The sequence below is a fragment of the Vibrio sp. JZG10 genome (assembly GCF_054064075.1).
This window is the reverse complement of record NZ_JBSUGE010000021.1, coordinates 52,173-77,428: the sequence shown is the minus strand read 5'-3', so window position 1 is coordinate 77,428 and position 25,256 is coordinate 52,173. Positions and strand designations below refer to the sequence as shown.

The window sequence follows — 25,256 nt, the reverse complement described above, 5'->3', positions numbered from 1 at the left end:
ACACGTGCGGCAGACTATCGAATTGGTTGTGGAACAAAATGAAGATTAGTATATGTTCTTCATTTCATATTTACTAAACTTCCAATAATAATAACCACAATATAAGTGGTTGATTTAAGATAAGTTTGTCATGACTACCTTTGCTCGAACACTGTTGCTTTTTACTTGTTGCCTACTGAGTTTGAATGTAAAAGCTGAATCACCTTTAATTGCTCATTATAAAGTTGCGACAGAAGCGGATGATGTCGTCACCCGTGTTCTTTTTAATGCTGCATCGAAAGAGTTCGGCTTTACCGTTCAATATGTGAACTATTCCAGCTTTGATGCCATTCTAAATTCCGTCGCGAATGGGGAAGCGGATTTTGCTGCGAATATCACTTACACAGAAGAGCGTGCTCAACGCTTTAGTTACTCCCGCCCAACTAATATCGAATATACCTACCTTTTTGGTTTAAAAGACTCGACGTTGAGTGACATTTCACGAGTTGGCGTCCCTAAAGATACGGTTTATGCCGAATTACTTAAACAATACTACCCGGAGCTAAAACAGGTCTCTTATCAAGGTCATGACCAAGCGGTAACGTTACTGAGATCAGGCGTTGTTGAAGGCGTAGTCGATGCCATCAATCAGCTTAAGCCGATGCTGCTGGAGGGCTTTGACGCTAAGATGTTGAATGATCAGATTTCGATAAAGCCAGTATCGATCATCAGTAAAAAAGATCATCATCTCGAAGAGTTGGATACGTTCGCTACGTTTATTCATGGGGAAGGAGTGCAAAAGCAACTTCGTGAAGAAATCTCCCAGTATCAATTTGAATTAAGGCGAGCGGCATTGCGAGAATCTATTCGCTTATTACCTCTTGATTTCAGTGAGCCTATACGGATCAAGCTCGAATCTATCTTTCCATATGTTGTTTACAACGAAGACGGCAGTATCGAAGGGATGACGGCAGATGTCGTCCTGAGAAGCTGTGAGATCTTGGCATTAAACTGCGTGATCATTAGTGAGCCAAATGAAAGTTGGGGTTCCATGTATCATGAGTTTATGCAGGGGAATTTTGAAATTTTAGCGCCGTTAACGGTCAGTCGCGAGCGACATGAATTTAGTTACTTTCCCAAGCCCCATTACTCACCAGCATCCGTTATGGTCAAGCGTTTAGGTTACAAGCCGAACACTTACTCTCATGTGTCACAGTTGATCTCTGAGCGGATTGGCGTGGTTGCGGACGACTTTTTCGACCAAATGATGACGCAACTTTTACCGCTAAAAGAGCTGAAACGTTATCGTACCCAACAAGAACTCATTCAGGGTTTATTGAATGAAGAGGTCGATTACATTCCGATGGATACCGCGATGCTCAACCACTTTTTACGTCTGAGCGAGTTGGTTCCGATAGAGCAGGACACGGCGATTGGTGAGTTTTACCAGTCACAACTTTCTGTTGGATTGGTGGCGAACGAGAAAGGTGCCATGCTTGCTCCTTTTTTCAGTCGAGCGATAGCGATGTTGGAAGTTGATAAGATCATTGCCCAGTACGACCTGCGCCCAGATTGGCGTACCGCGCTTGAATATGAGGTTCGGCTGGCGACGCAAACACAGGCTGTGTTTGTCTTTGTATTGTTGTTTGCGATTTGCGTTTCGCTTTATCTTTACCGTCAATCGAATACCGACAATTTAACGGGGTTAAGAAATCGCCGCGCGTTGCAAGTAAAACACCGAAAAGGCGTAAACAAAGAGCTATCCATACTTTACTTGGATATTAACCACTTCAAACGAATCAATGATACGTACGGTCACCGTGCTGGTGATGAGGTGTTGCAATTATTGGCGCTAAAAATTCATTATGTATGGTCAGGAAAAAGTTACCGGATAGGGGGAGATGAGTTCATACTGTTGGGCTATCCGACTCAAGCAGAATTAAATAGGGCAATGAAAGAGCTCAGCAGAATTGATGTAAAAGGCAAACTGTGTAGTGAGTTAGAGTCTGTGGGTATCTCTATCGGTGTCTCTGCAAAAAGAGAACAGCACATGAGCTTAGAGCAAGCCATGCATTTAGCTGATGAAGATATGTATTCAAGTAAGCAGTCAACACGCCGTTATCCTTCTTCGCATCGTTACGTGGCTCAATCATAGAGGAATGAATTGATCGAGTTTTGTCCAAACGGTAATGAAATGACGAAATTCAAGGCTTTTGCTCTTGCATTATGAGGGCTGATACTGAATAATCGCCCCATCGATTGAGGCAAGTCCTCTCGAAAAGAATTATGGGGCTCTGGTCCTCTCGCAACAATAGCTCGTGAACTCGGTCAGGTCCGGAAGGAAGCAGCCGCAGCGGGTGACTTGTGTGCCGGGATGTGGCTGGGGTCCCACCCTTTAAAAGCCCTGCGTATATCGCAGGGCTTTTTTCGTTTTTGAACCCTCTTTTACTGCGTTTGCTCTTCAAAGTCTTCTGATGAATCAAGTTTCTTGAGGTTATTTAGGTATAATTTATAATCTCACGCGCTTGATACCGAACTGTCGTGAAGATTGTTTCGAGTACATTCGCCGAATAACCATTTTCACCTGGGATACTTTAATGATTTCAAAAAACCAATTAAAACTGCTTCGTGCTTTAGGTCAAAAGAAACAGCGTAAAGCGCATGGCTTATTCCTAGTTCAGGGTGAAAAGAACGTTTTAGAGCTGGCAAGCAGTTCATTAAAGGTGAAGCATGTCTTCGCAACCGAGGCATTTCTCGAACAAAACGCTAGTGCGCTAAGTGGTTTTGATTGCATTGAAGCATCGCTTGACGACCTGACCAAAGCGAGCACTCTCGTGAGCAATAACGCGGCCATTGCAGTGGTTGAAATCCCGAGTGTAAAAGTGCCTCAAGCAAAAGGCTTGATGATTGCGCTAGATGGTGTATCTGACCCAGGTAATCTAGGAACGATTATTCGTGTCGCAGACTGGTATGGCATCAAGCACATTATTGCGAGTACAGATTGTGCTGATCCGTATAACCCTAAGACGATCAGCGCGACCATGGGCAGTTTTGGCCGCGTACAAGTGAGTCTGGTTGATTTGCCAAGTTACTTAGAAGAAGCCAATTTGCCAGTTTATGGCGCGTTTCTGGAAGGGGAGAGCGTTCATAAAACGGAATTCGCTGCTGAAGGTATTTTGTTGATGGGCAGCGAGTCCCACGGCGTACGTGAAGAAGCTGCGAAGCTCGTGACAAATAAGATCACGATTCCGGCATTTGGTGGTGCTGAGTCGCTGAATGTCGCAATGGCAACCGGTATTATTTTAGACAATATGCGTCGACATCATTGTTAATGTAACTATGCGCCAATATTGAAGCCAGTCAATTTGACTGGCTTTGTTGTATTTACCACCTGTTAAAAATGAGCCCATTTGCAAGTTGTACTCAATTAAACAACAGTGAATGCCGATGATGACTTAATTTTGATTCAGATCAATAGGCTGCACCTATAAATAAAATTACTCATTTCCATTTAGTAAATTCAGGAAATTAGGCGACACTTATCTAAAGGCCGCAATAAAATGCCCTTAAGGAGATAAGAATGCATTCATTAAAAGTAAAAGATTACATGACGTTGCAAGCGGTGACCTTCACTAAAGATATGTCACTTTCGGCTGCTTTGAATAAAGTCATGCAAAGCGTCACATTAGGTGGCCCCGTCATTGATGAGAATGAAAAGGTAGTTGGATTCTTATCAGAACAAGACTTGTTAGATAAATTGGTGAAAGCGAGTTATCACTGCCAAGACACGCATACCGTTCAAGAGTGTATGCATGACGATGTTTTATCTGTTTCTCCAGACATGTCAGTGATTGAGTTGGCTGACATGATGAAGATTGGTAAGCCAAAAATGTATCCAGTGGTTGACGGTAAAGGTAAATTGGTTGGCGTTATCACTAGGCGAGATGTGCTGCGCGCCATCGGGATGACTTTAAATGAGTGTTTTAAGCATCCAGTTTAACCTTTTTGATCAAATATCATAGGTGCTTGATTTTAAATAAGTCATTTGGAAAGACGCTTCGGCGTCTTTTTTATTTTCAATCGACGAGTTTTTAAAAAATCACCTTGACCTTGGAGCTAGCTCTAAGGTTTATCCTTAGTCATAGGCAAAGAGCCTACACCAATAAGGAAAATAAATTATGTGTACGAAACATCAAGGTTGCCAATCTAGCAAAATCAAAACTGCGGTGCCGCTTGGCGCGAGCGAGTCGTGCTGCGCACCAGTGAAATCTTCACTCAATATTTCTCAAGCTGGCGTAGAAGTGTCCGAAAGTTCATGTTGCAGCGGAGGGAGCTGTAGCGCCGACCCTGGTGAGGAAGAAGAGCCCTCAAGGGAGAATGATTCCTCAATTCGAAACTCGTGGCTTGTGTCAGGTATGGATTGCCCTTCATGTGCGCAAAAGCTTGAGAAGGCTATTACGTCTTTGGAAGGTGTTAACCAAGCAAAAGTCTTATTTGCAACAGAAAAACTGGTTGTCGATTTTGACGATCGCGAGCTGACCTCTACGATAGAGCATACAGCCCAACAAACAGGTTTTCCGCTTTCTTTACTCGATGCTCCAAAACCAAATACCGCAACGAAGGGCTGGCGTGGGGTAGTAAAAGACAACATTCAAATTCTCTCTATTGCTAGTGCGATGGTTGTCGCGGCAATAATTTCTAAGATCGATCCTCAAATAAGCACTTGGTTATTCACGTTGACCTGTTTACTGGGTTTATACCCAATTGCGCTTAAAGCGTTCAAGTTGGCGCGTAGCGGTACGCCTTTTGCGATTGAAACGTTAATGAGTGTGGCAGCGATCGGCGCTTTATATTTAGGTGAAACCGCTGAAGCGGCAATGGTGTTATTGCTTTTCCTTATTGGTGAAAAGTTAGAAGCATATGCATCATCCCGCGCTCGAAGTGGTGTCCAAGCGCTAATGGACTTAGTCCCAGAAAATTCAATTTTAATTGTTGATGGTGAGCGTAAAGAGGTGCCTGCAGCTCAGCTTAAGCCGGGGGATATTATAGAAGTTGCACCCGGTGGTCGTTTGCCAGCGGATGGTGTGTTGCAAGATGCGCTTGCAAGTTTTGACGAAAGCGCGTTAACGGGAGAATCCGTTCCCGTTGAGCACCAAACGGGTAGCAAAGTGATGGCCGGGGCTGTAGTTGTCGATAAAGTCGTTCGTTTACAGGTGACTTCTCGTCAAGGCGAGAATGCGATTGACCGAATTCTCCATTTGATTGAAGAAGCAGAATCTCGTAAGGCACCATTAGAACGTTTTCTGGATAAATTCAGCCGTTGGTATACGCCGCTGATGATGTTGGTGTCCTTGATGGTTATCGTCACGCCACCACTGTTGTTTGCTCAACCATGGGAAACGTGGATTTATCGAGGACTTGCCCTGTTACTGATCGCCTGTCCGTGTGCGTTGGTTATTTCAACGCCTGCAGCGATTACTTCTGGCTTGGCGGCTGCGGCGAAGCGGGGGGCATTAATCAAAGGTGGTGCGGCGCTTGAGTTGCTTGGTAATGTGGAGTCCGTCGCATTTGATAAAACCGGTACATTGACGCAAGGTAAGCCGCAGGTGACCGACGTCTTTGCTTTTGATGTAGATGAAGACAAGTTACTTAGCCTGACAGCCTCAATCGAAGTTGGCTCAAGCCATCCTCTCGCGGTTTCTTTAGTTAATAAAGTGCAACAGCAGGGGCTTCCTATTCCTGAAGCGCTAGATAAAACCGCGCAAGTGGGCTCTGGTGTCACTGGTTACGTCGATGGGAAAATAGTCCAAGTAGTCACGCCTTCTAAGGCCGATTTCCCATTTTCTCAAGAAACCGAAGAGCGAGTGGTGACGTTGGAACAACAAGGTAAAACGGTTGTCATTGTGCGTTATGATTACGAGGTCATTGGCGTGATTGCATGGCAAGATACATTGCGCCCAGATGCCCAAGAAGCTATCGCTACGTTGAAGGATCTTGGGATAACGTCGGTGATGCTAACCGGTGACAACCCGAGAAGTGCTGAAGCAATGGCGACCAGAATAGGCTTGGATTATAAAGCAAGCTTATTACCAGCAGATAAAGTGCATTACGTCGAGAAACTATCACAGCAACACACCGTTGCAATGGTGGGAGATGGTATTAATGATGCGCCAGCGATGAAAGCTTCGAGTATCGGTATTGCGATGGGAGGCGGTACGGATGTTGCGCTGGAAACGGCCGACGCGGCATTAACGCACAATCGTCTGATTGAGTTACCTGCCATGATAGAACTATCGCGTGCGACGTTAAGCAATATTCGTCAGAATGTTGCGTTAGCGCTTGGTTTGAAAGGCGTTTTCTTGGTGACAAGTTTACTGGGCATTACGGGTCTATGGGTGGCAGTATTAGCCGACAGCGGCGCAACTGCACTGGTTACGTTAAATGCGTTGAGATTGCTCCGTTTTGAGTCCAAGCAGGCCAAGTGACCTACCTAACTAGCTAATAAAAAGCCCGAGGCATTCGTGTCTCGGGCTTTTTTAACCGTATCGACGAAATCTAATAAGATGTTTTAGTTTGTTTTTGAAATCACGCATCGCTATGCAACAAAATGAGCCAAACTCCCCAAAAGTGTGATCATTGCTTGTTTTGGGTGAAATTATAGTTTCATTACATTTTCTCATTGTGATTGTGATCACTCTATGTTGGTGGAAGGTTCGCTACAGTGCATTTGTACCCAATAACTGATTAATGAGCTTATTGTTCATAAAATAAGCCACAATAAGGAGCGACTTATGTCTCAAGCTGTATTTCATTTAGGTGTTACTGAAGCTGATCTTAATGGTGCGACTCTAGCCATCATTCCTGGTGATCCAGCGCGCGTTCAAAAAATCGCAGAACAAATGGAAAACCCAGTATTTCTAGCAAGTCACCGTGAATACACGCTATACCGTGCCGAATTAGACGGTAAACCTGTTGTGGTTTGCTCTACAGGTATTGGTGGCCCTTCTACCTCTATCGCAGTTGAGGAACTCGCGCAGCTTGGTGTTCGTACTTTCCTACGTGTGGGTACAACTGGTGCAATTCAACCGCATGTAAACGTAGGTGACATGATCGTAACGACGGGGTCAGTTCGCCTTGACGGTGCGAGCCTGCACTTTGCGCCAATGGAATTCCCAGCAGTTGCTGACTTTGAAGTAGCAACTGCAATGAAAGCGGCAGTAGAAGAGTCTGGCGCTGCGGTTCACATGGGTGTGACGGCTTCAAGTGATACGTTCTACCCAGGTCAAGAGCGCTACGACACGTTCTCTGGTCGCGTTGTTAAGCGTTTCCAAGGTTCTATGCAAGAATGGCAAGACATGGGCGTACTTAACTTTGAGATGGAGTCTGCAACATTGCTAACAATGTGTGCGAGCTCTGGTCTAAAAGCAGGTTGTGTGGCGGGTGTAATCATCAACCGTACACAAAAAGAGATTCCAGATTATTCAACTCTGAAAGAGACGGAAGCTCGTTCAATTAAGGTGGTAGTAGAAGCAGCGCGTAAAATGCTGTAAGCCGCGATAATTGGCATTTTAAACAAACGGAAAAACCAGAGGCACGCCTCTGGTTTTTTTCTACCTATCTAAACCCACACTTAAAAATTAGGTATGAAAAAAGCAGCCTGTAACGCTGCTTTTGATCATTTTGAATTCTAGTTCTTATCACTGATACTAGATCTCGTCCGAGCCGCCTGCGTCTTTAAACCAAGCCGTTAGGTGCGTTCTTAAATCTTTAAGCTCATCAGGGCCAATCAGAGCTAGCCCCAAATCTTCTGCACGAGTAATGTCATTGTGACGAAGCGGTCGGAAGCTCACCAGCATTGCACGTGCTTGTAAACCACCTAGTAGATCTCTGAGGGATTCTAGCTTGTACAAGGTGTCATCGCCGTCATCTCGCATGCCTTTGGTTTTACACTCAATGATGTGGAGCTTGTTGTTTACCACTGTTGCAACATCCAACTCATTGCGTACTTCACTTTCACCAAGTTTGCGATAAACCTGAACATTCAAAGAGCGATCTTGAATCGTCGGCATCGTATCTTGAATTTGCTTGACCGTGCTGTGTACCAGAGTCTCTAACCATTCACCGTTTGAAAAGCGGCGTGCATCTTCATCTGCAAACGTTAGAACGCCATTCTCATAAGTGGCGATTTGCGCTTCCACTAAGTCCGAAAGCAGCATGTTGAGCTCACGGTAGCCTTGTTGCTTTTCAGAAAGCTCCACATCAAGTTTTTGCTCTTTGCGGCATGTGGTTGCAAGGTAGTTAAGAGTCGCTAAGCCTGGACCAAGTTCAAGCGCATTTGAGGCCCAGCGTTCACCAAGTTCATACAGTTTTTTATCAAGAAGAGGAGGTAAATCAACGTGGTGGAACTCGCCGCGTGCGCCGAAGATAGTGAGGTAGTCAGCAATCGTAATGTGGTCTTCGACTTGAGTATCTTCTTTGCCATCTGGGTATAACCAGCAAAGCTTATCGCTACTTGGCTCAACCACAAAAATTGGCCAGCGATAGGTACGGAAAACCTCGTACACAGACAATAAGCGATGACGAAGACCGCAACTGGCGTTCAATTTCACATCTTCGCCGCGCTTATGGAGATCTTTTGCCAGTTTTTGAATCGCTTGTTTGATCAGCGAAGTATTGACGGCGGATGGGATTTCAAAAAATTCGGAAGTAATGTCTCGTTGCTCTAAAACGGCACTCAGTCGGTCAAATATATCTAACTGGCTCTTGTCTCCGATGAAGACGATATGTGTGCTTAGCGTACGATTATCTAATAGAGGAGTGACCAATCTCACTGGGTCTTGGTCGATAATACCAACATGAACAGCCATAGATTTTCCTTTTTATGAGGCCGCTCGAAAAGAGATGTGCAAGGGGATGAGCTGGCCATATTAATCATATGTAGACATGGCTGATAAAAAACAAGGGCGACTTAACAAAAAGTCGCCCTTATACAGTTGATTGCACTAATTAATGCTCAAATTTATAAATTATTTATAACTTAAAGCGGTGAACCAATTCATTCTGCTGATGAGCCAAGTGAGTCAGGGATTCACTGGTCTGTGCGATGCTCGACATAGCTTGGAAGCTTTCATCGGCGATACTATTGATATCTTCAATACTGCGTGCAATGTCTGCTGAGGTTTCACTTTGCTCTGCTGCCGCTTGCGAAATATGCGTACTCATTTGGCTGATTTCGATGATTAGCGCTTGAATCTCTTCCATTGAGCTGTTCGCTTTTGATGCTTGCTCAACAGACATCTCCATATCGCTCATACAGCTTTGTATTACTTGATTTGCTGACTGAGAGCTGGATTGCAGATTACTGATCATCGATTCAATTTCAGTGGTGGACTGAGTGGTTCTGGATGCAAGCACACGCACCTCATCGGCCACTACCGCAAAGCCGCGACCTTGTTCGCCAGCGCGAGCCGCTTCAATTGCTGCATTCAATGCCAGTAGGTTAGTTTGTTCAGCAATGTTGCGAATCACATCGAGGATAGAACCAATTTGACCACTCATTTTTTGCAGTTCAGAGACAGCGGAAACGGATTCGTTCAAACGCGTTTCCAGTTGATTTATGGTCGAGATATTGCTGCTCATGACATTTCTGCCTTCTTCAGAGGCAGATTCGACACGCTGCACCATTTCTAGTGAGCCTTGTGCACTTTGAGCGACTTCTTGCACTGAGTGAGACATTTCCGTCATTGCGGTCGCAACGTTTGCTGTTTGCTCGCGTTGTGAGCTTAATTTGCTTTGCGCTTGCGAAGACGTGCTTTCGTTTGTTGCTGCGGTCGAAGATAGGTTCTCTGACGCTTCGTTGAGTTTCACTAAGATCTCGTGAAGACTGTCGGCTAGTGAGTTAATGTGTCCACTCACTCGGCTGAACTCGTTGTTATAGCGAATATCGATACGTTCTGTCATGTCACCTTCAGTCAGGCTTTCAAGCACTTTTAGAATACGAGTCAATGGTTCGCGAACGCTATGCGCGATGTGGTAGCCAATCGCTGTGGCAAGTAGCACGACAACAACGCCAATGATGATGGCTTTCGTCACACCCGCAGAATAAATGTCACCAGCGTCTGCTAACGATTCATTAAGTTTATCCGTTGCGGTTGTCGTAAATTGCTCAAGAATCGCCATGGTTGAATCAACTTTATTCGCTAGGTTGGCGATGTTGTTGTATAGCGCTGCACGAGCATTGAGGTAATTATTGTGCTGGTCTAAGACCCCTCCACGCATTCCCACGTCGCGTGTGAATTGTTCTACCGACTCACCAAATGCTGTTTTTAGTTCAGGTAATTGAGTAACTAAACCACGGAAAGCATAGTTCAAATGAGTCACTGCTTTGCGGTTTTTGGTCACGGCTTGCGTAACAAACTCAGGATCAGAGCTGGCGAGGGCATCAGAGGTTATAACTTCGGCATCTTTTAGCTTAATGAAGTAACTCTTCGCCATGACTTTGACAGAAATGCTGGTTTGATCTGCCACATATTCTTTAAGTCCGACCGACAACTCGGTATTCAGCTTTTGGAAGCGACGTGACGATTTTTGCACTTTTTCTTGCGCAGCGAACATCGCTTCGTAGTTGTCCATGGCTTCAAGAGCTTCAGTAAAATAGCTCTGCTCTAACGCTTTTAATTGTGAAAACGGTTCGGCAAGAGAAGGGTAGATTTGGCTTGCAGTTTCCAGTTGAGCCAAAGTGGATTCGAAACGTTGTTGAGATCTAGCAAATTCCTGACGCATTTCATCCATGCGTTGTTTATTCTCTGTCGTCAGAAAATCTTTAAACGATTTGTCGGCAGAAAGCAGTTCAACACTGGTTTGGTTAGATAACGATACCAGAGGTAGGGATGATTTAGACACGGTGCCAAACTTCCCGTGAATATCACTCATTCCTCCCATCATAATGGCAATTGTGACGGCAAATAGGATGATGATCAGAGCAAAGCCCGCATACATCCTTTTAATAACTGAACCTCGCATAAGTGAGCTTCCTCTCCCAAAATAGACAAGCTACCCAAGAATTTTGAGCTTACTTGGGTATAAAAATAATAATTGTCTTAAAAAAGTAACAAAATTCATTGGATTGTATTGAGTTTGTGACGCGCATTTTATGACGCACACGACAAAAAAAGCTTCGTTAATTAGCGTTTGATTAATAATGTTAAGTGAACACTGTTTTTATTGAGCTCCGCTTTTGGTTGGCGCATACTAATTGGGGTCTAATTACCTTTATAAAATGGAGTCCTCATGGCGGAAGAAACGATCTTTAGTAAAATTATTCGTAAGGAAATCCCAGCCGATATTCTTTATCAAGATGAGTTGGTGACTGCGTTTCGCGATATTAACCCGCGCACACCGAGCCATATTCTCATTATTCCGAATAAATTGATCCCAACAACGAATGATGTTGAAGCTGAAGATGAAGCAATGATGGGGCGTTTGTTCACTGTTGCTAAAAAACTGGCGAAAGAGGAAGGCATTGCGGAAGACGGCTATCGCCTGATCGTTAATTGTAACCCGCACGGTGGCCAAGAGGTTTACCATATTCACATGCACCTATTAGGCGGTCGTCCTCTAGGTCCAATGGTATTGAGCTAAGCTTTAAAAAGTGGGTGGCGCAGTTCACCCACTTCTTTTCCTGTCGAATGACACATTTGTGGAGATAAATGTGAAGCTAGGTGTAAAGCTGTTAGGGCTGATGAGCTGGGCTTTAATGGCCTCTGGCTGCGCGAATTTGTCTGCGGGCAATCTGTTTAGTCACTACAGCAACCAGAATCAAGAAGTTTATCAAGCCGTTGTTGCAGGGGAATATGCGAAAGCGAAACAACTTCAATCGAGCGATGTGGGTGGCGAGATACTTGGCAACTTTGAAAAGGGCCGTATTTCTTTTCTTGCTGAAGATTACCCGACAAGTTTGAAAGCGCTGGAAAATGGTGATCGTGCCGTTCGTGTTCAGCAAGATCGCGCGACTATTTCTGTGTCAGAAACGGCAACGAGCGTCGGCTCTCTCGCAGTGAACGACAATCTCCAAGATTATCATCCCGCCGATTATGAACTTGGCTTTCTGCACCTTTATCTCGGGCTAAACTATTTACAGAAAAACGATTTGGAAGGGGCGCTTGTTGAAGTGCGTCGAGCCAATCAAGTTCAGGAAGCGGCAAGAAAGGCGCGTGAAAAAGAACTAAAAGCAGCAGAAAAAGACCTGAAAAAGCAAGGCATGTCTGCCAATTTAGGCAGTGTGTTGGCGAACTACCCTGATGCTGGTAAAAAACTAAGCGCAGTACAAAACGGCTATTTGTTCTATCTTTCTGGCTTGTTATATGAAGCGTCACGAGATTTAAACAGTGCTTATGTTGATTACCGACGAGCACTCGCTGTGATGCCAGACAACAAACAAGTTGTTGAAAGCACGTTGTACGCCGCTAAGAAACTAGGCATGCGTGAAGACTTACGCATGCTAGAGAAACGGTATGGTAAAGCACCTTCTGGGTTAACTCAGTCTCAAGGTCGAGTCATCGTTATTGATGAACAAGGCGTTGTGGAGGCTTTGAAAGGTTGGCGTATTGATCTACCGATTTACGACAGTCGCGATAATGGGGCCATTTATTCGTTGGCGCTTCCTTATTATCCGAATCGGGGTGCTCAACGTTTTAGCGATGTGGTTTTAAATGGTCAGGTATTGCCTTCTAGCACGCTGACTGATGTTAATGCGATGGCACAAAACGATCTTAATGAACGTCTGACTACAATGGTGATCCGTCAAGCGCTTCGCGTTTGGGCAAAAGATCGAATCCGAAAAGAGGCGGCGAAAAAAGGCGATGATGTGGGTAACATACTTTTCAATGTATGGAACACATTGACCGAGCAGCCGGATACGAGAAGTTGGCAAACATTACCAGCGCAAGTGAAAACGGCATCAAAAGTCGTGAAACCGGGAACACAAAGTTTAAACTTGGGTGATCAAACCTATCAGTTTGAAGTGCCTGCACAGCAGACTACATTGGTATGGGTATCTCGTCAGGGAACACACTCAACCGTGTGGCATAAACAGCTAGGGAGACTGTAATGAAAGCATGGCTTATTTGTTTAGCAATGGCTATTGGTTTAGTTGGATGCGCCGAAAACACGGCTGGTATTCGAATTGATGGTCAAACGCAAAAAGTATTTTTTAATGATAACGTTTTGGGTAGTCGCTTATTAGTGGACAACATCACCACCACTTACGTTGATGATCGTCCACGTGGAGTGGTGCAACTAAGCAGTAACTATAAAGGTGACCAGCACATTCTTTACCGCTTCTATTGGTATGACAATAATGGTTTAGAAGTGAATACCAAGCCTGGCCCATGGCGCAAAATGATTGTGCGAGGGTTTGAGCAAGTCACGTTATCTGAAGTTACTGTGAATCCAAATGGCACTAAATTCCGTGTTCAAATTAGAGAAGCACAAGACAATTAATCTTAACGGCTTTGCCGAAGCTGCCGCGCTAACGATGCGCTGGTATTGAAAAACTAAGGAACTCTCATGAAAAAAAGTATTATTGCTCTTTTAGGTCTTGCCGTCATTTTGGGTGGCTGTTCTAACAAAGTCTCTTACGGCGATGCGCAAGCAACAGAAACCACGACTATCGATTTTGGCTCAACAGATTTACAAAAAATCGCGGCTGAAATGGTGGATAGCATGATGATGTCGGGTTCTGTAGCAGCAATTACTCGTGATCAACGTCCTATCGTTTTTGTTGAGCGAATTAAGAACAAGACCAGTGAACACATTGACACTGAATCCATTACCGACACTATTTCTACTAAGATGCTGAACTCTGGTAAGTTCCGCTTTGTTGATATGGACCGTGTTGAGTCTGTGCGTGAACAGCTTAACTTCCAAAACACGGATGAGCTGGTTAACCAAAGCACAGCGATCCAATTTGGTAAAATGGTGGGTGCGCAATACATGCTTTACGGTAACCTATCTAGCATCGTCAAAAATGCAGGTAGCGATAAAGATGTATACTACAAGATGACCATGCGCCTAATGGACCTAGAAACAGGTTTGATTGAGTGGGCGGATGAAACGGAAATTCGTAAAGCGCAATCGAAGAGCTTATTCGGTCTTTAATCGATACTGATGGAGAAGTCATCAATGGCATGGTTTTCTTGGCAACAAGCAAAACAGTTAGATCCGAGTCTTAATGCTCTCGATGGCTTCTTTACTGAGCCTCCGGTAAAAGTTCAAACCGTTACCGGGGGGCTAACCAACCGCTGTTGGCGGTTGGAATCCTCTCAAGGCCTTGTATACATCTGGCGACCGACCAGTAATGTTTGCAAGGCTTTTTCAATTTCTCGCCACAATGAATATCAAGTTCTGAATGCTATCTCTTCATTAGAAATTGGCCCCAAGCCAGTGTTTATCCACGAGCAAGGTTTACTGGTGGAATGGATCGAAGGGCAAGCACTTTCAGATGTAGGGCTACCAGTAAGAGATTTATTATCCATTGCGGCGACCATTCATCAGCACTCGATCAGCGCGCTCCCTTTGGTTCCATTTTCTTATATTTCTCGCATCGATCATTATTGGCTTGAGCTTGATGGTCAGTATGCGGATACGGAATTTGAGGCTCTATACATGAAGTGGCGCACGGAACCGAGTGTAGCGCCGGTTCCACTAGCTCTTTGTCACTTTGACCTGGGGTGTTACAACCTCGTTCGGGGAGAGAGTGGGGTGAAAGTCATTGATTGGGAGTATGCTGGTATTGCTGACCCTAGGCTTGATTTGACCTTGACTATTCAAGTCGCGGATGCGCCTGTGGAAGAGGCAGTGAAACAGTATTGCCAAATTCGAGGTATCGACGATACGTCTCTTTGGTTAAGTGGTGTACAGGCGTGGCAGCCAAGAACCCTAGTGATGGCGATGCTTTGGTATCTACTGGCCTATAAATTGTGGGGAGATGAACAATACTTAAACAGTGCGCATGAGTTGAAAGGCTCATTGTGTATGGAAGATCACTGTTTTGAGAACTCGTGATATTTTCCCCTTTAACAGTAAGGAAATAGTGGTAGTTTTAATAAAAGTACCAGATACACACAGGGAGAGGTACACATGATTATTTACTTACACGGCTTTGACAGTACAAGCCCGGGTAACTACGAAAAAGTTCTTCAACTGCAATTCATCGACGACGACGTTCGTTTTATCAATTACAGCACCCTTCACCCAAAGCACGACATGCAACACTTGTTAAAAGAGGTGTCTAAAGTTATCGATCAATCGGATGATCCAAACCCGTTAATCTGTGGGGTTGGTTTAGGTGGTTATTGGTCTGAACGAATTGGTTTTCTATGCGGTATCAAGCAAGTGATGTTTAACCCGAACTTGCACCCAGAAAAAACGATGGCTGGTCGAATCGATCGCCCAGAAGAGTACGAAGATATCGCAACAAAATGTGTTGATCAGTTTCGAGCGAAAAATCAGGCGCACTGCTTGGTGATTTTATCCAAAGATGATGAAGTGCATGACAATGCGAAAACTGCAGCTGAGTTAGAAAAATACTATCAAATCATTTGGGACGAAACGCAGTCCCACAAGTTCAAAAAGATCTCTCACCATTTACAAGCGATGAAGGCATTTAAAAATACTTAAGAGTGTTTGAGTGTGAACAGTAAAGCGGCATTTTTTATCGGCTGCTTTGCTGCGAACCCCTCTTGTGAGTATGCCGAGTCACTTTCTCTTTAAAGGCCTCATTTTCTTGGTTTAGCGCTCAGAATATTGTGTTCTCCTTACCGTTTTCTTACTTCCATCCTATGTGGCACGAATACCTTGTTGTAGAGTAGTCGAAAAGTAGTCAATCCGTACTCGTCACACGGATTTTGGTTGCCTTCAAAGTACGTCTCTATATAATGAACCAGACTAAAATAATTTGATAAATATCAAAAAAAATTGAGAGCGAGTAATAAACTTGCCCAAAAATCTCTGGCGTCGTATGCGTACCAGACAAATATGCTGATTCCTAACAAGTTATTGATAAATAAAGAATAAAATTAGGCGGCAGTTTTTAATCCAAATAAATTGAGACACCTCTAAGAACCAAGAATTCATCGGTTGGATGTATGGCACAGCATGTCTGTGAACCATGTGTCGAGCTGAACCCCATATATTCATTTTTGTAGAGGAAAATCATTGTGACACGCATTATCGTTGTAGGCGGCGGTGCTGGTGGTCTTGAGTTGGCAACTAAGCTTGGCCGAACTCTAGGTCGCAAGAACCGTGCGCAAATTACGCTAGTAGATCGTAAGGCGAGCCACTTGTGGAAGCCATTATTGCATGAAGTTGCAACTGGCTCTTTGGACGAAGGGGTGGATGCTCTGAGTTATCGAGCTCATGCAAAAAACCACAGCTTCGACTTCCAAATGGGTAGCCTTCAAGACATCGACCGCGAACGTAAAGTGATCATCTTAAGTGAGCTTAAAGATGAGCATGGTGAGCTTCTGATGCCAAGCCGCGAGCTAGAATACGACATTCTGGTCATGGCGATTGGTTCAACATCAAACGACTTCAACACTCCTGGCGTTCGTGAGAATTGTATTTTCCTAGACAGTCCAGAACAAGCGCACCGCTTCCGCACAGAAATGAACAATGAGTTCCTAAAACTGCACGCGAAAAACGGTAACGGTACGGTGGATATCGCGATTGTTGGTGCTGGTGCAACTGGCGTTGAACTATCAGCTGAGTTACATAATGCTGTTAAAGAGCTGCGCACTTACGGCTTTGGCGATCTTGACTCTAGCAAGTTGAACGTCAATCTGATTGAAGCAGGTGAGCGTATTTTACCAGCGTTACCTCCACGTATTTCTTCTGCTGCTCATCAGGAGCTGGTGAAGTTGGGCGTAAATGTACGCACGGCAACCATGGTGACTAAAGCTGAAAAAGATGGCCTCACCACGAAAGATGGTGAGAAGATCCCGGCACAAATCATGGTTTGGGCTGCGGGTATTAAAGCACCAGATTTTATTAAAGATATCGCTGGTTTAGAAACGAACCGTATCAACCAGCTGGTAGTGAAAAATACACTACAAACGACGCGTGATGATGACATTTTCGTTATTGGTGACTTAGCACAATGTACTCAGGCTGATGGTTCGTTTGTTCCACCACGTGCGCAAGCTGCGCACCAAATGGCAAGCCAAGCATTCAGCAACATCGTTGCGAAGATCAACGGACGCGAGCTGAAAGACTATGTGTATAAAGATCACGGCTCATTGGTGTCTCTAAGCCGTTTCTCTACCGTTGGTAGCTTGATGGGCAACCTAACCAAAGGGTCGATGATGGTAGAAGGCCGTATTGCACGTGTCGTTTATATCTCGTTATATCGAATGCACCTGATGGCGTTGCACGGCGTATTTAAAACCGGACTGATGATGCTCGTGGGTCGTATCAACCGAGTACTGCGTCCAAACCTTAAGCTTCACTAAGACGCCAAATTCACATCTACGCGGATTGCGCGGATGCTGTATCTTCGAAATATAAAAAGCCACCGCAAGTCGGTGGCTTTTTATTTATGTTAGATCTGCCGGTAAAAGTGAGTACACAACGCCATCCTTAGGCTTACCATGAAAAATAAACCGGTTTCTGGCGATGGTTTCTTTTTGTGCACCGACTGACTCAATTAAGGTTTGGCTTGCTTCGTTGTCGGGGTCACAGACAATTTCCAGTCGAGTTAAACTCAGCTTTGCAAAGCAGAATTCAGCCAAGGCTCTAACGGCTTCTTGAGCATAGCCCTGTCGTTGATAGCGGTCAGCAACCCAGTAGCCAATACTTGCCATATTAAACGTGTGATATAACTCGTTTACGGCGGCCATTCCTACTAGAGTGTTACTTTGTCGCTCATAGATACCGAAACCGAAAGCTTCTGTTTTTACCCAGTTAAGTCGGGTTGCCAACAGGAAGTCCTGTGCATCTTTCAACGTAATGTTTTGATTACACCAATCTAGCCACTGGTGTAGGGAAGGGGATTCTGCAAGCAAACGTTGTAGTAAGTGAGCTTCTTCAGAAGGGATGAGCTTGAGCGCTAAGCGGGGCGCAATGATTTCAAAATCTGGACTCATGAACTGATACGACTTCCATGTTGAGTTTAAGTAATTTGAAAACTGTCTACTTCATACTGTAACGCAGTTATTTTCCTTGCTCTGCGTTGGTTAGGAATAACTGAGGACATAACAGATAAAAACAAAGCGCAGCAAATGCTGCGCTTTGTTGAATCACTCGTGCTTATCGAACGCGACGAACTTGAATGATCATGCCCATCAATGGGTTGTCTAGGTAATGAGTCTCACTACTACGCATACGGCGTTTTTGATCCATTCGATAGCTCTTGAGGAACTTTTCTTCTGTTATTGTAGGGGAGATTTCCGCCAAGTTACCCACTTGAACATTACCATCGACCTCACCTAAATCATCCGCCAATTGCTCGGTTGAAGTTGGTTCAAAACGCACTTCTCTAACACTTGGCTCGCGCAGGTCTAGTGTCGTTTCAGCGAATAGATAATGCTGCACGTAAATTTGGAATCGACCGTCTAGTTCATACAAAGGACCGTTGACTGTCTCTTCACTGTAACCGTCAGTGGAAAATGTCTGAGTACTGCCATTGATTGGACTACCATCTGCGTGATAAGAATCAGAAAAATCTCGTCCACCAACAATACGGAAAATTGGGGCGCTAGATTTGCCTCGGTCACCTTGACGCCATGCTACGTGTTTAAGCACTTTAAACCCAGCATGGTTGTTTAATGCCGCTTCTTGCGCATTCAGGCGGAAAGATGAGCGTGGCAGTAGTGTTACGCCTTTAGAGCGACGGTATGATTCACTCTCTAAGCTGCCGACATTTTCCATATCGATTTTTGGCAGTTGATTCGGCCAAGATTCAGTGGTGCTTTCAGCGTCGACTGCTCGCTTGAAAATGATCACTTCAATATCAAATTGACGCTGTGCCCAAGAAGGCATTGAGACACATAGAAGCAATAACGGGATCAGTATTCTCATTCGACTATTAGCTCGTTGGTAATAAATTTTGTTTAAAATCATTCAATAAGTCTTGAACAAACTGAATGCGTTTACGTCGGTCCGCCAATGGTACGCTAAACTTGAACTTAGTTGGACCTTCCATTGCAAATTTTTGCGGCTGTGATTGCAGCAGTTTAACCAAATACGCTGGATTTATGTCAGCATCAGGGTAAAACTCGATAAATCCACCCTTATCATGGGCTTCTATCTTTTTCGCTTTTAGGCTACCAGCCGAAATTTTCAATTCTGAGACAGCAAGTAAGTTCTTCGTCGCGTCTGGAAGCAGTCCAAATCGATCGATAAGTTCCACTTTGAGCTCTGAGAGTTCTTCACCACTCGTAACGCTCGCAATACGTTTGTACATCGACAGTCGTGTATTCACATCCGGGATGTAATCGTCTGGCAAGAGCGCTGGGATTCGCATTTCAACTTCAGTTTGTTCACGAAGCAGCTCGTCCAAAGAAGGTTCTTTACCTTCTTTCAATGCTTGGACTGCTTGTTCCAGCATTTCCATGTACAGTGTAAAACCAACCGATTGAATTTGCCCACTTTGCTCGTCACCAAGCAGTTCACCAGCCCCACGGATTTCCAAGTCGTGAGTTGCTAGAGTAAAGCCTGCGCCTAAGTCTTCCAGTGAGGCAATCGCATCAAGACGCTTGATAGCATCTTTGGTCATGGCTTTTGGATGTGGCGTTAATAAGTAAGCATAGGCTTGATGATGAGAGCGTCCAACACGGCCACGCAATTGGTGCAGTTGCGCTAAACCAAGGTTGTCTGCACGATCCATAATAATGGTATTCGCCGTTGGTACGTCGATACCAGTCTCGATGATCGTTGTACACACCAACACATTAAAGCGCTGGTGGTAGAAATCATTCATGATGCGCTCCAGTTCGCGCTCACGCATTTGACCATGTGCCACGGTAATTCGTGCTTCAGGAATCAGCTTTTGCAAGTCTTCCGCGGTTTTCTCGATAGTCTCTACCTGATTGTGCAGGAAGTAAACCTGACCACCACGCATGATTTCACGTAGTACCGCCTCACGGACCACAGATTCTTCTCTTTGACGAACAAAGGTTTTGATGGCTAAACGACGCGCTGGAGGTGTCGCGATGATCGACAGATCGCGCATGCCACTCATTGCCATATTCAGTGTACGTGGAATAGGTGTTGCGGTTAGGGTAAGAATATCCACATCCGCACGCATTGCTTTGACTTTTTCTTTTTGACGAACCCCGAAGCGGTGTTCCTCGTCAACGATCAACAAACCTAAATCTTTGAATTTAATGTCGCTTGAAAGCAGCTTATGCGTACCAACGACAATATCGACTTTACCATCGGCAACGTCTTGCAAAATGACTTTTTGTTCTTTGGCAGATTTAAAACGAGACAGTACTTCAACTCGGATTGGTAAGTTGGCAAAACGGTCACGGAAGTTTTCGAAATGCTGCTGAGCAAGCAGGGTTGTCGGTACGAGTACGGCGACCTGTTTACTGTTATCCGTTGCGACAAATGCTGCGCGCATAGCGACTTCCGTTTTACCAAAGCCCACGTCACCACACACTAGGCGATCCATCGCTTTTGCTTGGCACATGTCAGACAAGACGGCATTGATGGCCATCGCTTGGTCATCCGTTTCTTCAAATGGGAACGTTGCTTTAAACGTTGCGTATTGCCCACGATCTAGCTCAAATTTGAAGCCCGGTTTTAATTCTCTCTTAGCGTAAACATCCAGCAACTCGGCCGCGACATCACGCACTTTTTCTGCCGCTTTACGACGTGCTTTTGCCCAAGCCTCGCCACCCAATTTATGCAGTGGGGCACTTTCTTCAGCACCGCCTGAATAACGGCTAATAAGGTTTAGTGATGAAACTGGTACGTAGAGCTTGGCATCGTTTTGATACTCAAGGGTGACGTATTCCGTTTTCATGCCACCAGCTTCAAGTGTTTGCAAACCGATGTAGCGGCCAATGCCGTGATCAATATGAACCACGGGTTGACCGGGTTTCAATTCCGCAAGGTGGCGAATAACGGTGTCACTGTTGACTGCTTTTTTATCTTTGCGGCGTCGCTGGATAACGCGGTCACCAAGTAGATCACTTTCACAGATCAGAGCGAAGTTCAGCTCTTCGTGAATGAAACCATGCTCTGCAGCGCCTAAGATCAAACTGAAGCGATCATCTGAATCTAGAGCTTGGTAAAGTGAACCATGTACGACTGGGCGAACTTTGATGCCTTGCAACAGTTCCGTTAGTGCTTCACGACGACCTTCTGACTCTACCGAGAAAACAATTTTGCCGCTGAATTGCTCACTGAATTGACGAAGACGCGAAAGCGGTTCTTTATTTTGTTGCTGAACGCCAAGCTCGGCTAACGATTGTACTGGTAGGTTTTGACGACCAGCACGCTTAACCACTTTCTCTAGGCTCAATTGAGCCATAGGGAGCTGTTTTAGTTGGCTGAAGAGTTCGTCTTTTTTCAGCCAAAGTTGTTCAGGAGTCAAAAGAGGACGTAGTGGATCAACTTTTTTCTGGTCGTACCGATATTCGACATCGGTTAAGAAAGTATCGACCGCAGATTCAATATCACCATATGTGATGACTTGAGAGTCTTCTGGCAAATATTCAAATAAAGTCTCGGTATGGTCAAAAAACAGCGGTTGCCAATACTCAATACCAGCGGGCCAAGTGCCTTTGGTCACTTGCATGTAGATCGATTCTGGCTCTCGGCGTGCTTCAAATTGGGTGCGCCAACGTGTACGGAAATCCTCAATCGCTTCTTTAGTGGTTGGGAATTCATGTGCAGGCAGCAATTGGATTTGCTGAATATCGTCGATAGAGCGTTGGTTCTCTGGATCAAACGTGCGAATGGTATCTATCTCATCATCAAAGAAGTCGATGCGATACGGGTCATCGCTACCCATAGGAAAGAGATCCAGAATCGACCCACGGCTTGCGTATTCACCTGGCCCAAATACTTGGTCTACGTGGCGGTAGCCCGAATTTTCAAGTTGTACACGTAACTTCTCTAGCGAGATTCGATCACCAGTTTTCACCATTAAAGTGTGTTGCAACAGAAAATCACGTGGCGATTGGCGTTGCAATACTGTACTGACCGGGACGATGGTTATGCCATCACGTTGACTTGGCAGTTGGTATAGGCGTGCGATACGTTCAGAGATGATTTCTTGATGCGGAGAAAAGTTATCGTAAGGCAGCGTTTCCCAGTCGGGGAACAGGCTTACCGTTTGGTCGGTGAATTGCTCAATCTCTGCCTGAAGCTTTAAAGCAATTTGCGGGTCAGGCACAACGAGTAGCGAGTGACTCGAATGCTGCTTGGCTAGCTCAGCAATAGCTAGAGGTAGAGCCGCGCCCGGTAAATTACCTAGCTGTTTTTTGTCGCCACGCTCAGAAGGATTGGTGACGGAAAGAATCGTTGCTTTTGTCATAGGAGTTATTTTTTATCTCGCTCCATCGAGCGCTGACGTAAAAGTTTTTGTTGTTGATATAGTGCCGCTTTTATCAGCAAATCTTGGTCAGATTCACGTAGCATCTTATATCTAAGAGTGATAATGAAATCTTGCTCTGAAGCCTCACATTCTTCTACTTGAGCGTAACCGTAAATCGCTGCAGCAGGATGATCGAGAAACAGTTTAACACGAACGAGTTGTTGGGCAGATAGCGCTGTATCTGAACGGTAACTGAGTTGGCTGGCGCCAAACTTTGTGGTTTGGTATCGAATGGAGGCGTCATCTTGTTGTGAAAGCATAAAGCTCAACAAGAGGTTAAGTTTCGCGTTTTGCGTATCAAGCAAGTTAATCACATGCTTTAAATCTTTGTTTTTTAGCTCTAGACGTGCATTGTCTGCCAACATATCTAGATGGCTAAATTCGCTGGCAACAATAAACGGTGCTGGAATTTCGGAGACAAAGGTTTCTTCATCTGGCAAAGCAAAATCCGCACTCAACGTTTCGACGTTGATAGTGAGATTATGATGGACGGTAAAGTATTCTTGCTCTGTCATATAGTCGGTCCTTTTGCCAGCGAGCGCTCCCTGTTCACTCAACAAACAAAGAGAAGTAGGGCACTGATTATCGCTAACTGAATGAAGTTATCAAGTTTACCTGATTTGTCCTTGAACTTTTTGCCCTAAATACAGACTTATTGCATGTCGTTGACAAATTTAGCGATTCTCTTGTCTTCTTAATGAGAAGAGTAAGGTAAGATAATCTGCTAAAGCTTTATATCAAAACAACCAGTTGGTTTGTCTTATATGTATCATCCTATCTCATTATTTATTGGTTTGAGATATCTTCGGGGCCGCTCTGGAGATAGGTTCAGCCAATTTGTTTCTTATATGTCGACGGCGGGTATTACGATCGGTGTAATGGCGTTGGTGACGGTTCTTTCTGTGATGAATGGATTCGAATCGCAGTTAAAAGAGCGCATTTTAGGTGTGCTGCCTCACGCTGTTGTTTCACAACACGATGGAAAAACGCCGTTGACCGAGTCTGCCCCTTCATTTGTTCAAGCGATGTCGAGTGAATCTGAACCGGAGCCTATCGTTCGTGGAGAGGCTGTAATTCAGAGCTCTGTGCAACTGACGGCAGGTTACCTCATTGGCATTGAACCAAAGAAAGGCGACCCGATTAGCAACCATTTGATTGCCGGGCGATTATCGTCACTTCAAGCGGGCGGTTACAACGTCTTTTTAGGTCATAGCTTGGCGCGCTCGCTAAAGGTCTCAATCGGGGATAAAGTGCGCTTGATGGTGACCAACGCGACGCAGTTTACCCCACTTGGCCGTATTCCTAGCCAGCGAAACTTTACTGTCGCTGGTATTTTCAATACGGGATCGGACGTTGATGGTCAATTAATGATTGTTAACATGACGGATGCATCTAAGCTGATGCGTTTTCCGAAAGACACGGTTTCTGGTTGGCGTGTCTTTTTCTCTGATCCATTTATGGTGACGGATTTTGCTGATCAACCCATGCCTGACGGGTGGCAATGGAGTGATTGGCGCGAACAGCGTGGTGAGCTTTTCCAAGCGGTGAAAATGGAAAAGAACATGATGGGACTTATGCTAGGTCTAATTGTGGGCGTTGCTGCATTCAATATTATCTCCGCCTTAATCATGGTGGTGATGGAGAAACAATCAGAAGTCGCAATATTGAAAACTCAAGGCATGACTCAATCTCAAGTGATGACCATTTTCATGGTACAAGGGGCAAGCAGCGGTGTAATTGGCGCGATTGTCGGTGGCGCTGCGGGCGTGATCTTGTCACTTAACCTGAATGCGATTCTTGAATCTGCCGGTGTGGCGCTATTCAGTTTCGGTGGTCATCTACCTATTTTGATTGATTCACTGCAAATTCTTTTAGTGGTGGTGTTGGCGATTGCTCTTAGCCTTGCTGCTACGCTTTATCCTTCTTATCGAGCATCTTCTGTTAAACCTGCTGAGGCACTTCGCTATGAATAAGCTATTAGAATGTCGTGATATTCGTAAAGTCTACCGAGAGGGTTCGTTAGATACGGAAGTGTTGAAAGGCGTAAGTTTCGATATCGATAAAGGGGAGCTGGTTTCTATTGTTGGCTCTTCTGGTTCTGGAAAAAGTACCTTATTGCATATTTTAGGGGCGTTAGATGACGCAACTCATGGTGAAGTTGATTTTCTAGGGCAAAACCTATCGGCTTTAAGTTCGAATAAACAGGCGGCTTTACGCAACAAGCACCTTGGTTTTGTATACCAGTTCCATCACTTGTTAGCTGATTTTACTGCGCTTGAAAACGTGGCGATGCCACTGATGATTGGCGGCGCTAAAGTAACGGATGCAAAACAGGCGGCTAAAGCGCTGTTAGATAAAGTGGGTTTGAGTCATCGGATGCAACACAGACCCTCTGAGTTATCGGGCGGTGAGCGTCAGCGTGTTGCGATTGCGCGTGCATTGGTGAATAAGCCTGATCTGGTTTTGGCCGATGAACCTACGGGGAACTTAGATCATAATACGGCACTGTCTATCTATGATTTGATGCGCGAGCTCAATAAAGAGTCAAACATTGCATTTTTGGTTGTCACGCATGACAAAGAGCTGGCAGCGAAAATGGATCGTCAAATGCACATGCAAGATGGTTTGCTCGTGGATCGTTTTGTGACTGATACTGCGTTTGCGGAGGGCTAAT

General features: G+C 44.9%; 20 protein-coding genes and 1 other RNA gene. 15 read left to right on the top strand and 6 right to left on the bottom strand.

Annotated features, from left to right (window positions below):
• Positions 1-130 precede the first annotated feature (130 nt).
• The 6 genes from ACWYVB_RS19865 (at position 131) to udp (ending at position 7,529) form a co-directional block, all read left to right on the top strand.
• Complete coding sequence (locus ACWYVB_RS19865) at positions 131-2,134, top strand: diguanylate cyclase (protein ID WP_395185556.1); 2,004 nt, start codon at positions 131-133, stop codon at positions 2,132-2,134.
• Positions 2,135-2,271: 137 nt separating this feature from the next.
• An RNA gene (gene ffs, locus ACWYVB_RS19860) (signal recognition particle sRNA small type) lies at positions 2,272-2,368 on the top strand.
• Between the two features lie 208 nt (positions 2,369-2,576).
• The gene (locus ACWYVB_RS19855; protein WP_005390601.1) at positions 2,577-3,311 is read left to right on the top strand and encodes an RNA methyltransferase; all 735 of its coding nucleotides are present in this window, start codon (positions 2,577-2,579) and stop codon (positions 3,309-3,311) included.
• Positions 3,312-3,559: 248 nt separating this feature from the next.
• Complete coding sequence (locus ACWYVB_RS19850) at positions 3,560-3,979, top strand: CBS domain-containing protein (protein WP_005390603.1); 420 nt, start codon at positions 3,560-3,562, stop codon at positions 3,977-3,979.
• A gap of 178 nt (positions 3,980-4,157) precedes the next feature.
• Positions 4,158-6,464 (top strand): zinc/cadmium/mercury/lead-transporting ATPase, encoded by a 2,307-nt coding sequence (locus tag ACWYVB_RS19845; RefSeq protein ID WP_457529883.1) that lies wholly within the window; start codon positions 4,158-4,160, stop codon positions 6,462-6,464.
• Positions 6,465-6,770: 306 nt separating this feature from the next.
• Positions 6,771-7,529: a uridine phosphorylase gene (gene udp / locus ACWYVB_RS19840; RefSeq protein ID WP_457529881.1), complete on the top strand. Its 759-nt coding sequence runs from the start codon at positions 6,771-6,773 to the stop codon at positions 7,527-7,529.
• 156 nt (positions 7,530-7,685) lie between these two features.
• Here udp and ACWYVB_RS19835 read toward each other — a convergent pair whose 3' ends face one another.
• Positions 7,686-8,846, bottom strand: a complete 1,161-nt coding sequence (locus tag ACWYVB_RS19835) for a DUF1887 family protein (RefSeq protein WP_457529879.1) — start codon at positions 8,844-8,846, stop codon at positions 7,686-7,688.
• A gap of 163 nt (positions 8,847-9,009) precedes the next feature.
• The gene (locus ACWYVB_RS19830) at positions 9,010-11,001 is read right to left on the bottom strand and encodes a methyl-accepting chemotaxis protein (protein WP_457529878.1); all 1,992 of its coding nucleotides are present in this window, start codon (positions 10,999-11,001) and stop codon (positions 9,010-9,012) included.
• Positions 11,002-11,268: 267 nt separating this feature from the next.
• Here ACWYVB_RS19830 and hinT point away from each other — a divergent pair, with 267 nt between their 5' ends.
• The 7 genes from hinT to ACWYVB_RS19795 all read left to right on the top strand — a co-directional run bounded on the left by hinT (position 11,269) and on the right by ACWYVB_RS19795 (position 17,486).
• Positions 11,269-11,619 (top strand): purine nucleoside phosphoramidase, encoded by a 351-nt coding sequence (gene hinT, locus ACWYVB_RS19825; protein WP_005390611.1) that lies wholly within the window; start codon positions 11,269-11,271, stop codon positions 11,617-11,619.
• A 70-nt stretch (positions 11,620-11,689) separates the two neighbouring features.
• The gene (locus tag ACWYVB_RS19820) at positions 11,690-13,087 is read left to right on the top strand and encodes a COG3014 family protein (RefSeq protein WP_457529876.1); all 1,398 of its coding nucleotides are present in this window, start codon (positions 11,690-11,692) and stop codon (positions 13,085-13,087) included.
• Positions 13,087-13,479 (top strand): YcfL family protein, encoded by a 393-nt coding sequence (locus ACWYVB_RS19815; protein WP_005390620.1) that lies wholly within the window; start codon positions 13,087-13,089, stop codon positions 13,477-13,479. The genes ACWYVB_RS19820 and ACWYVB_RS19815 overlap by 1 nt, the downstream gene beginning before the upstream one ends.
• Positions 13,480-13,545: 66 nt before the next feature.
• Positions 13,546-14,136, top strand: a complete 591-nt coding sequence (gene lpoB / locus ACWYVB_RS19810; RefSeq protein WP_005378467.1) for a penicillin-binding protein activator LpoB — start codon at positions 13,546-13,548, stop codon at positions 14,134-14,136.
• A gap of 24 nt (positions 14,137-14,160) precedes the next feature.
• Positions 14,161-15,042: a thiamine kinase gene (gene thiK / locus ACWYVB_RS19805; RefSeq protein WP_457529874.1), complete on the top strand. Its 882-nt coding sequence runs from the start codon at positions 14,161-14,163 to the stop codon at positions 15,040-15,042.
• 75 nt (positions 15,043-15,117) lie between these two features.
• Positions 15,118-15,657 carry an alpha/beta hydrolase YcfP gene (ycfP, locus tag ACWYVB_RS19800; RefSeq protein WP_457529873.1) on the top strand — a complete coding sequence of 180 codons (540 nt, stop codon included), beginning with the start codon at positions 15,118-15,120 and terminating at the stop codon, positions 15,655-15,657.
• Between the two features lie 539 nt (positions 15,658-16,196).
• Positions 16,197-17,486 (top strand): NAD(P)/FAD-dependent oxidoreductase, encoded by a 1,290-nt coding sequence (locus ACWYVB_RS19795; protein ID WP_005390626.1) that lies wholly within the window; start codon positions 16,197-16,199, stop codon positions 17,484-17,486.
• Between the two features lie 84 nt (positions 17,487-17,570).
• On the opposite strand, the gene ACWYVB_RS19790 is transcribed toward ACWYVB_RS19795, so the two are convergent.
• The 4 genes from ACWYVB_RS19790 to ACWYVB_RS19775 all read right to left on the bottom strand — a co-directional run bounded on the left by ACWYVB_RS19790 (position 17,571) and on the right by ACWYVB_RS19775 (position 23,097).
• Positions 17,571-18,119: a GNAT family N-acetyltransferase gene (locus ACWYVB_RS19790; RefSeq protein ID WP_005390628.1), complete on the bottom strand. Its 549-nt coding sequence runs from the start codon at positions 18,117-18,119 to the stop codon at positions 17,571-17,573.
• Between the two features lie 163 nt (positions 18,120-18,282).
• Positions 18,283-19,053 carry a peptidoglycan binding protein CsiV gene (locus ACWYVB_RS19785; RefSeq protein WP_074191059.1) on the bottom strand — a complete coding sequence of 257 codons (771 nt, stop codon included), beginning with the start codon at positions 19,051-19,053 and terminating at the stop codon, positions 18,283-18,285.
• A gap of 7 nt (positions 19,054-19,060) precedes the next feature.
• Complete coding sequence (mfd, locus tag ACWYVB_RS19780; RefSeq protein WP_457529870.1) at positions 19,061-22,522, bottom strand: transcription-repair coupling factor; 3,462 nt, start codon at positions 22,520-22,522, stop codon at positions 19,061-19,063.
• A gap of 5 nt (positions 22,523-22,527) precedes the next feature.
• On the bottom strand, positions 22,528-23,097 hold the full coding sequence (locus ACWYVB_RS19775) for a PilZ domain-containing protein (RefSeq protein ID WP_114322529.1): 570 nt from the start codon (positions 23,095-23,097) through the stop codon (positions 22,528-22,530).
• A 249-nt stretch (positions 23,098-23,346) separates the two neighbouring features.
• Between ACWYVB_RS19775 and lolC the strand changes: the two genes are divergently transcribed.
• Together lolC and lolD are read left to right on the top strand one after the other, a co-directional pair.
• Positions 23,347-24,555, top strand: a complete 1,209-nt coding sequence (gene lolC, locus ACWYVB_RS19770; protein ID WP_457529867.1) for a lipoprotein-releasing ABC transporter permease subunit LolC — start codon at positions 23,347-23,349, stop codon at positions 24,553-24,555.
• A complete protein-coding gene (lolD, locus tag ACWYVB_RS19765; RefSeq protein WP_374092659.1) occupies positions 24,548-25,255 on the top strand; it encodes a lipoprotein-releasing ABC transporter ATP-binding protein LolD in 708 nt (235 codons plus the stop codon). Before lolC ends, lolD begins: the two co-directional genes overlap by 8 nt.
• The last annotated feature ends 1 nt before the right edge of the window (position 25,256 follow it).

Excerpts from the sequence above, each read along its gene's own strand:
- ycfP (WP_457529873.1), top strand. The coding sequence starts at position 15,118 with ATGATTATTTACTTACACGGCTTTGACAGTACAAGCCCGGGTAACTAC.
- mfd (WP_457529870.1), bottom strand. The coding sequence starts at position 22,522 with ATGACAAAAGCAACGATTCTTTCCGTCACCAATCCTTCTGAGCGTGGC.
- thiK (WP_457529874.1), top strand. The coding sequence starts at position 14,161 with ATGGCATGGTTTTCTTGGCAACAAGCAAAACAGTTAGATCCGAGTCTT.
- lpoB (WP_005378467.1), top strand. The coding sequence starts at position 13,546 with ATGAAAAAAAGTATTATTGCTCTTTTAGGTCTTGCCGTCATTTTGGGT.
- udp (WP_457529881.1), top strand. The coding sequence starts at position 6,771 with ATGTCTCAAGCTGTATTTCATTTAGGTGTTACTGAAGCTGATCTTAAT.
- ACWYVB_RS19830 (WP_457529878.1), bottom strand. The coding sequence starts at position 11,001 with ATGCGAGGTTCAGTTATTAAAAGGATGTATGCGGGCTTTGCTCTGATC.
- hinT (WP_005390611.1), top strand. The coding sequence starts at position 11,269 with ATGGCGGAAGAAACGATCTTTAGTAAAATTATTCGTAAGGAAATCCCA.
- ACWYVB_RS19845 (WP_457529883.1), top strand. The coding sequence starts at position 4,158 with ATGTGTACGAAACATCAAGGTTGCCAATCTAGCAAAATCAAAACTGCG.
- lolC (WP_457529867.1), top strand. The coding sequence starts at position 23,347 with ATGTATCATCCTATCTCATTATTTATTGGTTTGAGATATCTTCGGGGC.
- ACWYVB_RS19865 (WP_395185556.1), top strand. The coding sequence starts at position 131 with ATGACTACCTTTGCTCGAACACTGTTGCTTTTTACTTGTTGCCTACTG.
- ACWYVB_RS19855 (WP_005390601.1), top strand. The coding sequence starts at position 2,577 with ATGATTTCAAAAAACCAATTAAAACTGCTTCGTGCTTTAGGTCAAAAG.
- ACWYVB_RS19850 (WP_005390603.1), top strand. The coding sequence starts at position 3,560 with ATGCATTCATTAAAAGTAAAAGATTACATGACGTTGCAAGCGGTGACC.
- ACWYVB_RS19790 (WP_005390628.1), bottom strand. The coding sequence starts at position 18,119 with ATGAGTCCAGATTTTGAAATCATTGCGCCCCGCTTAGCGCTCAAGCTC.
- lolD (WP_374092659.1), top strand. The coding sequence starts at position 24,548 with ATGAATAAGCTATTAGAATGTCGTGATATTCGTAAAGTCTACCGAGAG.
- ACWYVB_RS19775 (WP_114322529.1), bottom strand. The coding sequence starts at position 23,097 with ATGACAGAGCAAGAATACTTTACCGTCCATCATAATCTCACTATCAAC.
- ACWYVB_RS19835 (WP_457529879.1), bottom strand. The coding sequence starts at position 8,846 with ATGGCTGTTCATGTTGGTATTATCGACCAAGACCCAGTGAGATTGGTC.
- ACWYVB_RS19815 (WP_005390620.1), top strand. The coding sequence starts at position 13,087 with ATGAAAGCATGGCTTATTTGTTTAGCAATGGCTATTGGTTTAGTTGGA.
- ACWYVB_RS19785 (WP_074191059.1), bottom strand. The coding sequence starts at position 19,053 with ATGAGAATACTGATCCCGTTATTGCTTCTATGTGTCTCAATGCCTTCT.